Source organism: Flavobacterium aquiphilum, from assembly GCF_027111335.1.
GTDB lineage: Bacteria > Bacteroidota > Bacteroidia > Flavobacteriales > Flavobacteriaceae > Flavobacterium > Flavobacterium aquiphilum.
In genome coordinates, this window is record NZ_CP114288.1 from 458078 (window position 1) to 472987 (window position 14910).

A 14910-nucleotide genomic window follows, 5' to 3' on the forward strand; every position below is an offset into this window, starting at 1 on the left:
ACCCCTCTTTCGTCGAGGTGGAAAACTACCAGTCACAAAAAAAGACTTGCTTCATTGAAAATCGAGGGTTAAATGAGGTGAAAATTTGCCAAAAAGTATAATGCTAATCGTCTGATTTTTTTGCAGTTAAACGTATTTTTAGAACTTTAAAATTTTAACCAAAATGTTTAATGCAGTTAATCGGATTAATATGCAGTTGGGCTGATTTTTTTTCTTTAAAAAAAATCTTAACATAAATTTATATGTGTCTTAAAACTAGGAATATAAGACAAAATTAGGAGCTAATAATTGAAATTTAAACTAAAACAAAGCAAAGATGAAAACCGATCAAATGACAACCAAAGAATCTGTCTACCTAATCTACGCCTACGTAAGCATCTCATCATTTGTATTGATGACGATAAGCAAAATCACCGACAATCTTGAAAAAGCCCTAAATTTCAATCCTTTTGTATCTCTATTAATTATTTTAAACATGATCGTGTTCATTTCTTTGTTTTTATATAAAAGAAAGCACACTATTGCACACAAATAAAATACCTTTCAAAATTTAAATCCTACGTTAGTTTTAAAAGGTTTTTTACAAAAGAGGCTGAATTTGAATTCAGCCTCTTTTGTTTTTACTTAAGATTCAAACTCGCCTTAAACATTCGAAGTTCTTCCCAAGTAAACTTGTCTCCATATTTTTCTTTTAAGGGTGAGACCGATTCTTCTTTATAACCCAGAAATGCATCACTTAGTTCTGATAATTTGTCTTTTGAAAGTACTTCATCAATGGTTATAACTTTTGATTGAATCAGTTTCGTCAAATGACCTAAAATAGTTTCTTGCGTATACTTTCGCATAATAGCAATTTCCTGTATAGATTTCTTTTCCAGCCACAATTCGTACGTGATCTCAATGGTAGATCTTTTTTGCTCTTTATTCGCAGATTTTTTAGATGTGTATCTTTCTACATCATTATCGTCATCGATCAGCGTAATATTAGCTTTTTTGAAATCTTCAATAACTCTTTCAACTTTGACAGTTTTGTAGCGTTTGATTTCTTCAGAAGTTAATTTTTCTTTAGAGATGGTTTCCCCTTTCACTAATGTGGCCATCAATAATTTGGCTTTTATAAGTTGCAAAACGGCTTTGGTTTGTAAATCGTCAAGGACAGTCAACTCGTCAAAAAAAGCTTTTGCTTTTTTGAGTCGTTTCACTTCTTCTAATTTCCATAAAATTTCATACACCAACTTATCCATTGGCTCCATAAAATAATTGAACGCAGCATTGATACGATCGGAAATATGATCCATTTCCAATGCTTCGTTACAAAACAATTTATCCAATTGTAATAAGAATTTTGACGATGGCTCAAGCAGCTGCCAAATAACTCCCGCCTGATTCTTCGCCCAAACAGCATGCTTAGATTTTACAGAGTTATCGACATCTTCATTATAACTAAATTGATGATTGCGCCACTCTTGTGCCAAATCATTCCAATCAAAACAGTTTTTCAGGTAGTTAAGAATAAAATTCTTGGTTTCACTTTTCAAAGCATCATCCAAAACTTCATTGGAAGCTTTATTCTCGGCATAATCCATTACTTCCTGATCATTCGAAATACCATTCATCTGCATCGGAGAAAGCAAAATAAGCCCATTTAAAGAACGTAAACGCGATAAAGCAACATATGCTTGTCCAGGCAAGAAAACGCGCGATACATCAAGCACAGCTTTGTCAAAGGTCAATCCTTGGCTTTTGTGCACTGTAATTGCCCATGCCAACTTGATTGGATAATGCACAAAACTACCCAAAACCTCCTCCTCTATTTCCTTGGTCATTTCATTTACTGTATAGCGGATATTTTGCCATTCGTACTTATCTACTTCAATAGTTTTGTTCTCATCAGGAAAATGAACCCAAATTTCTTTACTGGTCATTGTTTTGATAATGCCCATTTTTCCGTTGAAGTAATTTTTTTCGAAAGACAAATCATTTTTGACAAACATAATTTGTGCACCAACCTTCAATTGTAAATTAGGATCAATGGGATAAATTTTTTCCGGAAAATCTCCTGTGATTTCAGGTAAAAAAGTCATTGGTTTCCCTTCCAGATCTTCAAGCGATTGGGCATTCATCGAATCGGCTTTCGAATTATGCGTTGTCAGCGAGATATAACCTTTATTAGATTTGAGGTCAAAATCAGGTTTGACAAATTGATTTAAAACTTGAATGTCCTCTTTCGTAATATGATTGTTTCTCAGGTTATTCAAGACTGAAATAAATTGCTCATCCGTTTGACGGTAAATCTTAGACAATTCAATATATAAAGGGGGAAACAACTGAATAACATGAGCATGGAAGAAAAATTTCCCTTTGTAATAATTACGTAAAGTTCTCCATTCTTCATCCCTGCTAATTGGTGATAATTGTAATAAATATCCTATAAATAGAACTTGAACTCCACCAAAGGGGCCTGATTTCTTCCGAACCGTTTGCATCATAAAATCAATTGCATCGAGCAAATCGGCACGTAACATACTGACTTCATCAATGATAAGTAATTCCATATTCTTGATCACAGCACGTTTTTGTCCGCTCATCATAAAATGACGGCGCAATGTAGCTTTTGTCTCAAACTTGACCGTTCCTGTAAATTGTGGAGCAGAATTATCCGGAATGAAACCGCCAAAGGGCAACTGAAACATCGAATGAATCGTAACACCACCAGCATTTAATGCCGCAATTCCTGTAGGAGCCACAACCACAGTGTTTTTATGAGTAGTTGCAATAATTTCACGCAAAAGAGTCGTTTTTCCTGTCCCGGCTTTTCCGGTCAGAAAAACAGATCGATGTGTTTGATTGATAAAACGGAGTGCATATGCAGCGGCTTCAGATATAGATTGCATTGGTGTATAATTAAAACTACATTACAAAAAACAAAAAAACCTTCAATCTTATTAAAGATGAAGGTTTTATATGATAATTAAACAAAAATATTATTTCTTAGCTTCTTCTGATTTAGCTTTAGAACTATATTTTTCATTTAATAATTTAATCATTTCTTTAGTGATATCGTATTTATCTTCAGCATACAAAATAGAAGCAGCATCACCAGTTCCATAGATATAAGCATATCCTTTTTCCTTACCGTAATCTTTAATGAATTTTTTAACTCCTTTTACAAGAGAATCCATTTCTTTTCCACTTTCTTGTTGCAATTGCATTTGCAAAGCTTGTTGAGCGCGTCCAAGTTGTTGTTCTCTACGTTGCAATTCAGCACCATTTTTTTGAGCCCACTCTTGTCCGTTTGCTTGAGCATTACGTTGGAAATTAGCTGCATCTTGCTTAAATCTATTAATTTCAGCTTCTAATTGTCTTCCTTTTTCGGCAGCTTGCGCTTTGTATTTTGCCTCTAAATCTTTAGTCTCTGTATATTCTTTCATCAGCTCAGCTGTATCAACATAAGCTGTTTTGAATTCCTTTTCTTTAACTTCTGTCTTTTTATCACAAGAAACAAGTGATATTGAAATTGCGATAAATAATAGTACTTTCTTCATTGTTGGTGTAATTCGATTTTTTTTAGTATGGATGACAAAAATATAAAAAAATAGATAGCATTGATAAAAACTTTTAAAAATGATACTATTTTAATAGTATAAAAATTTACTATTTTAAATAAAAAAATAATAAAAATAACTTATTTAAACTGGGTTTAATAGAAGCTTTCTCTTTAAAAAACTAAAAAAATTGATATAATTCCTCATTAAAACCTAAAAAAATAGCTTAAAACGACTTAAAATAAGTTTTAGTTATTTTTTAGGACATAAATATGCGATGAATATTCCATTTTTTGTTTTGCCTTAAAATTAGATTGCAATCCAATAAAAAAAGCTTTCAGGTAATTCATTTTTCCAGTTCTATATTTTTCAGAAAGCAAACTCACATAAAAAGAATCAAATTTCATAGGCAATACTTTTATCAAGCTTATATTTTCTTTCTGAAAAAGTAATTCGATTGCTTTTTTGGAAAAATGCCAAAAATGGATTGGTACATCATAAGCAGCCCAAAATTTACCGTAATGCTTTGCATCAAAAGATTTGAAATTTGGAACTGCAACAATTAAAGTTCCATTTGGTTTCAATAATCTTTTCAATTCTTTGATTTGTTGATCTAAATCTGGAACATGTTCCAAAACGTGCCACATCGAAATCACATCGCAAGAATGACTTTCCAATTCAGAAGTATTTTCTACAAATAAAACACCTTTGGCTTTTGCAATTCCTTTAGCTTTATCACTAGGCTCTACTCCTATTGTTTTCCAACCATTATTTTGAGCGACCGACAAAAAATCACCGGTTCCGGCTCCAATATCCAAAATCATCCCTTTTGAAGGCTGGTATGAATTAATTAAATTCAGTTTATTTTTTAAAGCTATATTTTTTACAAAATGATACGCTTTTTCGAAAATAGATCTTTTGGAATCGGTATGCGAAATATAATCTGCACTTTCATAATATTTTCCCAACACATCTAAACTTGGCTGTGGATGTGTAATTAACATATCTAATAATTCATCATAGTACAGATCAAAAGTTTCTTGAGAAACGGAATAATCTTTTAGTTGTAAAAAATGTTTTTTGTTTGTGATGTCCATTTGTGTTATTGAATAATTTCAGTTTTGATTCAAAACTGAAAAAAAAATTATTAAAATTACAATATTCGGGATTGATATCTTTTATTCTCTCTCCCATTTTATTTTTACGGCAGAAATTACATTATTTTCCAATCGTGTGTTTCCTACTACCAAAAATCCATTTTTGAGATAAAAATCTAATGGAGAACCGTACAGCTCTCCATTTCGTTTTACATCATTTGAATGATCGATTACCCAACCGTTCAAATTAGATTTTTCTTTTTTCAATTCTTTTAGCAAAAGTCTGCCAAATCCTTTTCCTTGCTCCTTTGAATTCACAATAATTCCAAACCAATTTTCTTCCTCCCTGACAAACCCAAAAGCCCATCCAAAAAATTGATTAAATTTAGAAACAAGCAAAAAATGTCGTGTTTCCATTAATCCTTTCAGATAAACTTCAAATTCTGAAAATTCACTGTAAGCAATTCTTTCTGGATATTCTAAATTCCAAAGATCAAACAATAAAAGTTTTTGTTCCAAAGTTAAATCTGCTGTCTGAATAATTTTCATTTCGAAATCAAATATTTAAATTTATCCAGCAAATATAGGCCTTAAGGCCGTAGTTTCACGTGGAACACTTTTTTTATTTAAAATAGTTTGAATTGTTTAATGTTGTTCAAACTGAGTTTATAAAGACAATTTTAAACTTTTAAAATAAAACTATCTTCCCATATAAATCAAAAGCACAGAAATATCGCTTGGAGAGACACCACTGATTCTTGATGCTTGTGAAATTGTAACCGGACGAATCTTATTCAGTTTTTGCTTTGCTTCAATTGACATTGATTTGATTTTATTATAATCAAAATCTTCTGGAATTTTCACATCTTCCAATCTTGTCAACTTATCCGCATTATTTCTTTCCTTTTCAATATAACCCGAATACTTCACCTGAATTTCGGCTTGTTCCAAAATCTCCTGATCCAAATCATTTACAGCTACATATTCACGAACCTTTTCAAACTTGATCATATCTTCTAAATCAATTTGTGGTCGAGAAAATATTTTAAACATTTTATCACCTTGACTAATTGGAGCCGATTCTTTCTCCACAAGAATCGGATTTGTTTCTGCAACCGAAATACTCGTTTCTCTAAAAAAGTTTACCATTTTTTCAGACTCCTTCAATTTGCGCTCCATTCTTCGCAAACGAGCCTCGGAAGCTAAACCAATTTCATAAGATAACGGTGTTAATCTAAAATCGGCATTATCTTGACGAAGTAAAGTTCTATATTCTGCTCTTGAAGTAAACATACGATAAGGTTCTTCTGTTCCCTTCGTGATTAGGTCATCGATCAAAACACCAATATACGCTTCATCTCTTTTTAAAATTAAAGGCGCTTGCTCATGAACTTTTAGATGCGCATTAATTCCCGCCATCAATCCTTGAGCTGCTGCTTCCTCATAACCTGTCGTTCCATTTATTTGACCAGCAAAAAATAATCCTTCAACCAATTTGGTTTCCAAAGTATGTTTTAATTGCGTCGGTGGAAAATAATCGTACTCGATCGCATATCCTGGACGCAAAAATTTCACATTCTCAAAACCGGCTACAGTACGCAATGCTTTAAATTGAATATCCTCAGGCAACGAAGTTGAAAAACCATTTACATAAACCTCACATGTTTTCCAACCTTCGGGCTCAACAAAAAGCTGGTGACGTTCTTTATCTGCAAAACGATTAATTTTATCTTCAATAGAAGGACAGTATCTTGGACCAATACTTTTTATTCTTCCATTAAACATTGGAGAACGATCGAAACCTTCTCGCAAAATGTTATGCACCTCATTTGAGGTGTACGTCATGTGGCAAGATTTTTGAAACTCCAATGGTTTTGTTAAATCTGAATAAGAAAACTTATCTGGATTAACATCTCCTTTTTCTTCATTCATTTTAGAATAATCCAAAGATCTTCCATCAACACGTGGAGGAGTTCCTGTTTTCATTCTTCCGGATTCGAAACCGGCCTGAACTAAATCTTCTGTAATTCCGAACGCCGCACTTTCACCAGCACGTCCTCCACCGAATTGTTTTTCCCCGATATGAATCAAACCATTCAAAAAAGTTCCATTTGTCAACACAACAGATTTTGAACGAATCTCAACTCCCAAAGCAGTTCTAATTCCTTTTATCTTTCCTTTCTCGATTATCAAACCTTTTACCATTTCTTGATAAAAATCAAGATTAGGAGTTCCCTCCAACATCATTCTCCATTCTTCAGCAAAACGCATGCGATCACTTTGAACTCTTGGCGACCACATAGCTGGACCTTTTGATTTATTCAACATCTTAAACTGAATTGCAGTCCTATCAGAAACAATTCCAGAATATCCGCCAAGCGCATCAATCTCACGAACAATTTGTCCTTTTGCGATCCCCCCCATAGCAGGGTTACAAGACATCTGCGCAATATTTTGCAAACTCATTGTAACCAACAAAGTTTTGGAACCCAAATTTGCAGCCGCAGCCGCAGCTTCAGAACCAGCGTGACCTGCACCCACCACAATTACATCATACTCTTCTAAAAACATTTTTTATAAAATTTCTCCTCCTGCGGAGGAATTTATTTTTTTGTTCCACGTGAAACACTTTAAAACACATTTTTCTTAATCAATGTTTCACGTGGAACATAATTAAATTCTAATTTTAAACTGATTAAAAAAATAAAAAAAAATATGTTTCACGTGGAACGTATACTTTTTTTATATAATTTTGATCAGTTAATAGTTATTGTTCCACGTGAAACATAGCTATTTTTTCATCTTCTTTACTACGCATCAGAACTTCATCTTCTTCAGATTTATCTTTGTAACCACAGTAATGTAAGACCCCATGAACCAATACACGTTTTAATTCTTCATTGAATGTTACGTTGAAATCTTTGGCGTTATCCAAAACTCTTTCAACTGATACAAATATATCACCTCCTATTTCATTACCCATTGTGTAATCGAAACTGATAATATCCGTTAACGTATCGTGATTTAAGTATTCCATATTTATCTGATGCAGATAATCATCATCACAAAATATATAATTAATTTCACCTTCTGTTTTGTTTTCAGACGCAATAACTGAACTCAACCAAGTAGCAATAGCCTCTTCATTCTCCAGTATAAAATCTGATTCGTAATTAAAATTTATCATTTATTATTGAAATATATTTGAACTTTTTGATTAAAATTCGAGCGCAAAGGTAATGATTGTCTATTTAATATTTCGATGCTGTTTAAATAATCTGAAAGTGACTTAGGAAGCGGACTTGCCTGATTTGTAAAACTCTTAGTATTTGTTTCAGATTGACGCTTAGGATCTTCGCCTTGCAAACGAATCGCAGTGTCCAACTTCAAAAGTTCCTGTTTTATATTATTTACTCTCTGCAGTGATTCATTATTAAAACCTTTATTTAATAATTGCTTTTCTAACTGTTTCATTTGCTCAATGGCATTCTGTCCATTGTTACCAATACCCTTTTTATTTAACTCATCTTGCAGTGCTTCTCGTAATTGCTTTTGTTCTTTATAAATATCCATAGTAGCTTTTGCATCACCTTCCCCATCTTCGCCAGACTCACTATTTTGATTACCTTTTCCAGACTGGGAACCTTTATTTTTACTATCACCTGGCTTATTGCCTTCCCCTGGTTTATCGCCCGGTTTCATTCCCTGCTTCATCTTATCACTCAATTCACTTTGTTTTTTTATTATGTCTGGTAATTGCATACCAGAACCTTGACCAGGTTTTGGTTTTCCACCACTAGAACCCGACATTGACATTTGCATCTGCATACTGTTTAACGAATCACTCAATAAATCAGCTAGTTTATTTGCTGAAGAAATAGCATATTGCTGTTGAGATAATCCTCGTTGAAGCTGAGAATCGGTAAAACTTTCAAGAGATTTATCTATATTGTATTGCACATTTGCGATTTCTTTGGTAACAGATTCAGCTATTTTAGGTTGACGCAAAGACAAAGCAAACAAACTATCATCTATATGTTTGAACTGAGATTTTAAATTTTGTTGGCTTCTTATATACTTACCAAAAGATGGAGAACCTGCTCTTATGGACTTAAATTGATTCATTACATCTTCCTGAGAAAAAGAATAAGCTAAGAGATTATCCAAAATTTGACGCAACATTTTAACATCCTCTTCTATTTGATCTTTGCTGGAAGCTTCCATAGCCATCTCCATAGCCTTGGACATTTCTTTCATCTTTTTGGAAGCGCTCTTTTGATTCTGTTTTGCTTTAGATTTATTATTATTTTGCAAATCTGAATTAGCTTTATTAAGATCGTCCTTAATACTTTTCTCTTTATCTGAATCAGAAGGAATATCCATAGGAGATTTCAATTCTTCATTATCCTTATCCAATTGTTTCAATTCCTCACGAATTTTATCAAACTCATCCGTCAATTTCTTTTGCTCTTCAACAGAATTTCCTTTTTCATTCTCCGATAACTTGTCTTCTTTTTGAGATAATTTATCAAGTTTTTCAGCTAATTGTTCAGCCTTTTTTTCAACATAATAACGCTTAGTAAGCTCAACTAATTGAGCCAAATTCTTGTTTTGACTTTTACTATTCTGTTTTAACTTATCAATTTTATCAATGAAATCTTCATCCTTAATTTTATTATTTAACTCATTTAGTTCATCTAATAACTTCTTGTTTTTATCTAATTCTTTATCCGTATTCTCAAATCTCTTTTGTAATAATTCTTTCGTTTCATCTTTCTGTTGAGGATTGGACTTATCAAAATTATTCTTCATTTTATTAGCATACTCCTTCATCAAATCATTTTGAACTTGTTGTTGCTTAATAAAATTATTGATCTTTTGACGGTCATTAAAATCAAGACTTTCCTTTTCTTTATTTGTCTGTTGCAACTTTTCCATCTCGGAAAACTGTTTATCTTGCTTCAATAAAGTTTTTTGCAAACTGTTTATAGCGCTATTTTGCTCTTGCAAAGCTTTACTTTGCTTCTCCTCATCAGACAAAATTCTATTAGAAAAAACAATAGAACGAGAACTTTTGAAATGATGAATAGCATCGTTATCGAAAACCTCAAAATAGAAATCATAATTAATACCTTTTTCAACTTCTAAATTACTTGGGAAATTAAAAACAATTTGGTCAAAGGTAGCATGCTTAACAGCAATAGTTCCACGTTTGGCAGAAGCAGGTTTGCCAGATTCATAATACACGATTTGTAACTTAGACAAACCGTAATCATCTGCTAATTGTCCAACAAAATAAGAACTTTCGACACCCAAACTATCCGGAGCTTTGGTGATATTAATAGTTGGATACTGATCTTTAATTACATTTAACTGATAATTCAGCTTTTCGAAGTTTTTTATTTGATTATTTGATGTAAATATTTGATATTCTGTATTTTGAATAATATTTTTAGTTAAATTAAAACTATTGTCACTTTTAGTAAATGGAATAACCTGAATATCATTTTTCCAAACAACATTTTCAGTAGCATTAGTGTTCATTCTCCACGTAACTTGAGTCCCTTCAGGAATAATTCCGTTACCGGTTCCTTTTACAACAGCTTTTTTTAAATTTAAATAAGCAGGATAAACAAAAACCATTTCAAAAATAGCAATAGTTGGAACAGCAATTACCTTCAATTCATAATCTGGCGAAACAACATTGTTAGCTTCTAAATGAAATGAAACATTATTAACTGGCTTAGAAATTTTAAATTGAAATTCACCTGGACCAATATTCTCAAGAAAACAACTTTCATTTCCAACAAAAATCATAGCATTTTCAGGAACTAAACTACCATCAGATTTTATGTGTAAAAGAAAATCTTTACCTTGTTCAGTTACCAAACTAGTATTTAAAACTGTAAATCTAAAAGGAGCTGGAGGAATAAAAGTTGAATTAAAATGTACTACTCTATTTAAACTTTGAGAAATAATTCGGCTATTTCCAGAAAGAAAAAAGAAGGAAAGAAACAAAATTGGCAAAACAGCCAAAGGCAAATATTTTCTATTAGTTCCAAAATCGATAGCTTTTCCAAAAGGAACGGGGCGCAAAGAATTCGCTTTTTGCTCAATAGAAGCTAATAATAATTCTGAACTATGAGCCGAACTATGAGCATTAGACAATTGCAAATAATTAGTTAATGTATCACTTACCTCAGTAAAATGATTTCCAATAATTATCGAAGCTTGATTGTAATCAATTCCTTTTTGAAATTTTAATATTTTAAAAATCGGAAAAAATATAAAACGCAGTAATAAATAAGCCTCTACAGTTACAAAAATCCAAAACAAAAGTGTTCTTCCTTGAGGTTTTAACCAAAGGAAATACTCAACAAAGAGCGTAAATATAAAATAAATTAACCCAAGACCTACGAAAAAAATAATGCCGCGGAGTAACTCATTTGTATAATACTTCTTTATAAAAGCTTCTAACTTTTGATGTATCGAATTTGATTTTTCCAAAACTATCATATTAGTTATTTAATAACCAATAAAAGTAATAATTTTAATGCTTACTAAAAGGTAAATAAAACATAATATTAAAGCACTTCAAAAACACAAATTACAGAAAAGATAAGGACAATTTGAAAATCGTATATTTGCAAAAAAATTACAAAAATGTCTAAACCAGTACGTGTGCGTTTTGCACCAAGTCCAACAGGACCTTTACATATTGGCGGAGTTCGTACCGCTCTATTTAATTATTTATTTGCTAAAAAAAATGGAGGAACTTTCTATTTACGAATAGAAGATACTGACCAAAACAGATTTGTTCCCATCGCAGAAGAATATATAATGGAATCCTTGGAATGGCTCGGGATTGCTCCAGAAGAAACTGTTGGAAAGAATGAAAAATTTGGACCATACAGACAAAGTGAAAGAAAACATCTTTACAAACAATATGCTGATCAATTAATTGAATCTGGCAATGCCTACTATGCTTTTGACACTGCTGAAGCTTTGGATGCACATAGAAAACAACATGAAGCGGAAGGAAAAACATTCATTTACAACCATCACAATCGTGAAAAATTAGATACTTCTTTAGTTATAACAAAAGAAGAAACAGCTAAAAGAATTGCAAATAATGAAGATTACGTTATCCGTTTTAAAACTCCAGTAAATGAAACTTTACATCTACAGGATATTATTCGTGGAGACGTAAAATTTGAAACAAGTCTTTTAGATGATAAAGTTTTATTCAAAAGTGACGGAATGCCAACCTACCATTTGGCTAATATCGTTGATGATCATTTAATGGAAACTTCACACGTTATTCGTGGAGAAGAATGGTTACCATCAATGCCGTTACACGTAATGTTGTACCGCGCATTTGGGTGGGAAGCACCAGAATTTGCACATTTACCATTGATATTAAAACCAGTTGGAAACGGAAAATTATCGAAACGTGACGGAGATAAAATGGGATTCCCAGTATTCCCACTAGAATGGAAAACCGAAGAAGGTATTTCATCTGGATACAGAGAAAAAGGATTTTTCCCAGAAACAGTTATAAACTTCCTGGCTTTATTGGGTTGGAACGATGGAACCGATAAAGAACTTTTTACTTTGGAAGAATTAACAGAAGCTTTTGATTTGAAAAGAGTTCATAAATCAGGAGCTAAATTTGATCCGGAGAAAAACAAATGGTTCAATCACCAGTACCTGATACACAAACAAGATACTATTTTAGCGGAAGAATTTGGAAAAGTTATTAAATCAAAAAAACTTGATAAACAGTATTCTTTAAACGAAATGACTAAAATTGTTTCGTTGATCAAAGACAGAGCACACTTTGTTTCAGAGTTTTGGGAAATGAGTGACTTCTTTTTTGTTGCTCCAACAACTTACGATGAAAAAGCAAGCAAAAACTGGAAAGCTGAAACACCAGCTTTAATGCAGGAACTAATATCAGTAATTGAAGAAATAGCAGATTTTACTTCATTAAATATTGAAACAATAGTGAAAGATTGGATGACTAAAAATGAAATTGGAATGGGGAAAGTAATGCAACCGTTCCGATTAAGTTTGGTTGGAGCGCTCAAAGGCCCTCACCTATTTGACATTGTTGAAGTCATTGGCAAAGAAGAAACAATAGCTAGAATACAAAAAGCAATTGAAACATTATAAGACAAAAAGCTCCCAATTTTGGGAGCTTTTTTATTTTGTAACTTTAAAGGAAATCTTACGTATAACATACACAAACTAAAAAACATTTATTATGGGTCCATCTTTAATTTTTATAATCATCCTTGGATTGATTGTATTTCTTTCTTCATTTTTTACCGTTAAACAACAAACCAGTGTTATTATTGAACGCTTTGGAAAATTTTTAAGTGTACGCAATTCCGGTTTACAATTCAAAATTCCGGTGATTGATAGAATTGCGGGTCGTGTCAATCTAAAAATTCAACAATTGGATGTTCTTATTGAAACACAAACCAAAGACAATGTTTTCATCAAAATGAAAGTTTCTGTACAATTCAAAGTAATTCAGGAACATGTTTATGAAGCATTTTACAAATTAGAATATCCGCATGATCAAATCACAGCCTATGTATTTGACGTAGTTCGTGCCGAAGTTCCAAAATTGATTTTAGATGACGTTTTTGTTCGTAAAGATGATATTGCGATTGCGGTAAAACGTGAATTGAATGAAGCTATGACAACTTATGGTTATGACATAATCAACACATTGGTGACCGATATTGATCCGGATATTCAAGTAAAAAATGCGATGAACCGCATAAATGCTGCCGAAAGAGAAAAAACGGCCGCTATGTTTGAGTCAGAGGCGCAACGAATTAGAATTGTTGCCAAAGCAAAAGCTGAAGCTGAAAGTAAAAAACTTCAAGGTCAGGGTATTGCAGATCAACGTAGAGAAATTGCCCGTGGTTTGGTAGAAAGCGTTGAAGTTCTTAACAACGTTGGAATCAATTCTCAAGAAGCATCAGCTTTGATAGTAATTACTCAACACTATGATACTTTACAAGCAATTGGAGCTGATACTAATTCGAACTTGATTTTGTTACCTAACTCTCCACAAGCGGCAAGTGATATGCTAAACAGCATGGTAACAAGCTTTACCGCATCAAATATGATTGGAGAAGAAATGAAAAAACAGGGTAAACGAGTTAAAAAACCAAACAATACCGACATAAACTTTAATCCATCAGATACTTCAGGACCAACTGAAACAACTTAATAGAAATTATTCAAAATAAAAAAGAGGCTTAATCGCCTCTTTTTTTGCTTAATAAATAGCTTATAATATACGGAAAAACCGCTTTAAAAATTGTCCTCACAGTATTTGGAATTTCAATTTTGTAAGGTTCCAAGAAACCATTAATAATATTTTCGGGTGTTACTGAATCTTTAGTTTTTTGAACACTTAAAACCAATTTTTGATATCCGATCTCTTTTTCCAATTTTAAGATCTCCAAATCTTTTTCAATCTCAGCATACGATGAATATTTTCTTGTTTCCATATTTAATCGTTAAAAAAGATTTCTGAAAATTTTTCTAAAATTGATCCTTCAACCACTTTGTCTTTAATTAAAAATAAAAGAAAAGTAACAACTAAATAAAACCCACCAACAATAAGAAAACCTGTAGCATAACTATCAAAATAGCAAGCAATAGCTAAAGCAGCTGCGACAGATCCAAATAACAACACCATAGAAACACACAATAAAATTAAAGCGAACTTTAAAATCATTGTGGTTGATTTCATGGCAACTTTGAAACCCCATAGTTTATAATAGGCTGCAGTTTTTTCTAAATAAGCCTGCGCTTCTTCCTGAATGTTATCCGTGTTTTCTTTTATTTTATCAAAAGACATAGATGCTGTTTTTTACTTCTGTAATTTAGCATTTTTTAATTTAAGATCAGCTAATTTGTTTTCTAAAAATGTAATAACATCTTCAGTCTTATGGCTAAATGAATTAACTATGTTTTGATAATTACCGTCAACATCGTCTTTACCTATTAAATCCTTTGCTTTCGAAATCAATTTATCGGACACTTCATGATATTTATCCTGAAGATTATGTTTCGCATCGTCAAAACCATCTTTAAGTTTTTCTCTGGTTTTTGATCCTTTATCAGGTGCAAACAAAATTCCTATTCCAGCACCGATAGCTGCACCTACCAAAATGGCAACAATTGTATTTCCTGTGTTATTTGACATGTTACATGAATTTAAAGGTTACTACTCATAAAAA

General features: G+C 32.3%; 13 protein-coding genes. 3 read left to right on the top strand and 10 right to left on the bottom strand.

Going from position 1 to position 14910, the window contains the following annotated elements:
* Nucleotides 1–316: 316 nt before the first annotated feature.
* Nucleotides 317–535 (top strand): hypothetical protein, encoded by a 219-nt coding sequence (locus OZP12_RS01765; protein ID WP_281227343.1) that lies wholly within the window; start codon nt 317–319, stop codon nt 533–535.
* A gap of 85 nt (nt 536–620) precedes the next feature.
* Here the strand turns inward: OZP12_RS01765 and OZP12_RS01770 are convergent, their stop codons facing one another.
* The 7 genes from OZP12_RS01770 to OZP12_RS01800 all read right to left on the bottom strand — a co-directional run bounded on the left by OZP12_RS01770 (nt 621) and on the right by OZP12_RS01800 (nt 11158).
* The gene (locus OZP12_RS01770; protein ID WP_281227344.1) at nt 621–2894 is read right to left on the bottom strand and encodes a helix-turn-helix domain-containing protein; all 2274 of its coding nucleotides are present in this window, start codon (nt 2892–2894) and stop codon (nt 621–623) included.
* A gap of 90 nt (nt 2895–2984) precedes the next feature.
* On the bottom strand, nt 2985–3545 hold the full coding sequence (locus tag OZP12_RS01775; protein ID WP_281227345.1) for an OmpH/Skp family outer membrane protein: 561 nt from the start codon (nt 3543–3545) through the stop codon (nt 2985–2987).
* Nucleotides 3546–3793: 248 nt separating this feature from the next.
* Nucleotides 3794–4642 (bottom strand): class I SAM-dependent methyltransferase, encoded by an 849-nt coding sequence (locus OZP12_RS01780; RefSeq protein WP_281227346.1) that lies wholly within the window; start codon nt 4640–4642, stop codon nt 3794–3796.
* An 81-nt stretch (nt 4643–4723) separates the two neighbouring features.
* Nucleotides 4724–5191 (bottom strand): GNAT family N-acetyltransferase, encoded by a 468-nt coding sequence (locus OZP12_RS01785; RefSeq protein WP_281227347.1) that lies wholly within the window; start codon nt 5189–5191, stop codon nt 4724–4726.
* 150 nt (nt 5192–5341) lie between these two features.
* Entirely contained in the window at nt 5342–7213 is a 1872-nt protein-coding gene (mnmG, locus tag OZP12_RS01790; protein WP_281227348.1) for a tRNA uridine-5-carboxymethylaminomethyl(34) synthesis enzyme MnmG, read from the bottom strand.
* A gap of 196 nt (nt 7214–7409) precedes the next feature.
* A complete protein-coding gene (gene ybeY, locus OZP12_RS01795; RefSeq protein WP_281227349.1) occupies nt 7410–7829 on the bottom strand; it encodes an rRNA maturation RNase YbeY in 420 nt (139 codons plus the stop codon).
* Entirely contained in the window at nt 7826–11158 is a 3333-nt protein-coding gene (locus tag OZP12_RS01800; RefSeq protein WP_281227350.1) for a DUF4175 family protein, read from the bottom strand. Before OZP12_RS01800 ends, ybeY begins: the two co-directional genes overlap by 4 nt.
* Nucleotides 11159–11305: 147 nt before the next feature.
* Here OZP12_RS01800 and gltX point away from each other — a divergent pair, with 147 nt between their 5' ends.
* Nucleotides 11306–12817, top strand: a complete 1512-nt coding sequence (gene gltX, locus OZP12_RS01805; protein ID WP_281227351.1) for a glutamate--tRNA ligase — start codon at nt 11306–11308, stop codon at nt 12815–12817.
* A gap of 91 nt (nt 12818–12908) precedes the next feature.
* On the top strand, nt 12909–13892 hold the full coding sequence (locus OZP12_RS01810) for an SPFH domain-containing protein (RefSeq protein ID WP_281227352.1): 984 nt from the start codon (nt 12909–12911) through the stop codon (nt 13890–13892).
* Between the two features lie 28 nt (nt 13893–13920).
* Here OZP12_RS01810 and OZP12_RS01815 read toward each other — a convergent pair whose 3' ends face one another.
* From OZP12_RS01815 to OZP12_RS01825, 3 genes are read right to left on the bottom strand one after another with little or no spacing between them, the layout of a single operon-like run.
* Nucleotides 13921–14175 carry a DUF6327 family protein gene (locus OZP12_RS01815; RefSeq protein WP_281227353.1) on the bottom strand — a complete coding sequence of 85 codons (255 nt, stop codon included), beginning with the start codon at nt 14173–14175 and terminating at the stop codon, nt 13921–13923.
* Between the two features lie 2 nt (nt 14176–14177).
* Nucleotides 14178–14528: a competence protein gene (locus tag OZP12_RS01820; protein ID WP_281227354.1), complete on the bottom strand. Its 351-nt coding sequence runs from the start codon at nt 14526–14528 to the stop codon at nt 14178–14180.
* Nucleotides 14529–14540: 12 nt separating this feature from the next.
* Nucleotides 14541–14876: a YtxH domain-containing protein gene (locus OZP12_RS01825; protein ID WP_281227355.1), complete on the bottom strand. Its 336-nt coding sequence runs from the start codon at nt 14874–14876 to the stop codon at nt 14541–14543.
* Between the last annotated feature and the right edge of the window lie 34 nt (nt 14877–14910).

Bases quoted from the DNA above. Each gene is read 5' to 3' on its own strand.
- OZP12_RS01765 (WP_281227343.1), top strand. From the start codon at position 317: ATGAAAACCGATCAAATGACAACCAAAGAATCTGTCTACCTAATCTAC.
- OZP12_RS01770 (WP_281227344.1), bottom strand. From the start codon at position 2,894: ATGCAATCTATATCTGAAGCCGCTGCATATGCACTCCGTTTTATCAAT.
- OZP12_RS01775 (WP_281227345.1), bottom strand. From the start codon at position 3,545: ATGAAGAAAGTACTATTATTTATCGCAATTTCAATATCACTTGTTTCT.
- OZP12_RS01780 (WP_281227346.1), bottom strand. From the start codon at position 4,642: ATGGACATCACAAACAAAAAACATTTTTTACAACTAAAAGATTATTCC.
- OZP12_RS01785 (WP_281227347.1), bottom strand. From the start codon at position 5,191: ATGAAAATTATTCAGACAGCAGATTTAACTTTGGAACAAAAACTTTTA.
- mnmG (WP_281227348.1), bottom strand. From the start codon at position 7,213: ATGTTTTTAGAAGAGTATGATGTAATTGTGGTGGGTGCAGGTCACGCT.
- ybeY (WP_281227349.1), bottom strand. From the start codon at position 7,829: ATGATAAATTTTAATTACGAATCAGATTTTATACTGGAGAATGAAGAG.
- OZP12_RS01800 (WP_281227350.1), bottom strand. From the start codon at position 11,158: ATGATAGTTTTGGAAAAATCAAATTCGATACATCAAAAGTTAGAAGCT.
- gltX (WP_281227351.1), top strand. From the start codon at position 11,306: ATGTCTAAACCAGTACGTGTGCGTTTTGCACCAAGTCCAACAGGACCT.
- OZP12_RS01810 (WP_281227352.1), top strand. From the start codon at position 12,909: ATGGGTCCATCTTTAATTTTTATAATCATCCTTGGATTGATTGTATTT.
- OZP12_RS01815 (WP_281227353.1), bottom strand. From the start codon at position 14,175: ATGGAAACAAGAAAATATTCATCGTATGCTGAGATTGAAAAAGATTTG.
- OZP12_RS01820 (WP_281227354.1), bottom strand. From the start codon at position 14,528: ATGTCTTTTGATAAAATAAAAGAAAACACGGATAACATTCAGGAAGAA.
- OZP12_RS01825 (WP_281227355.1), bottom strand. From the start codon at position 14,876: ATGTCAAATAACACAGGAAATACAATTGTTGCCATTTTGGTAGGTGCA.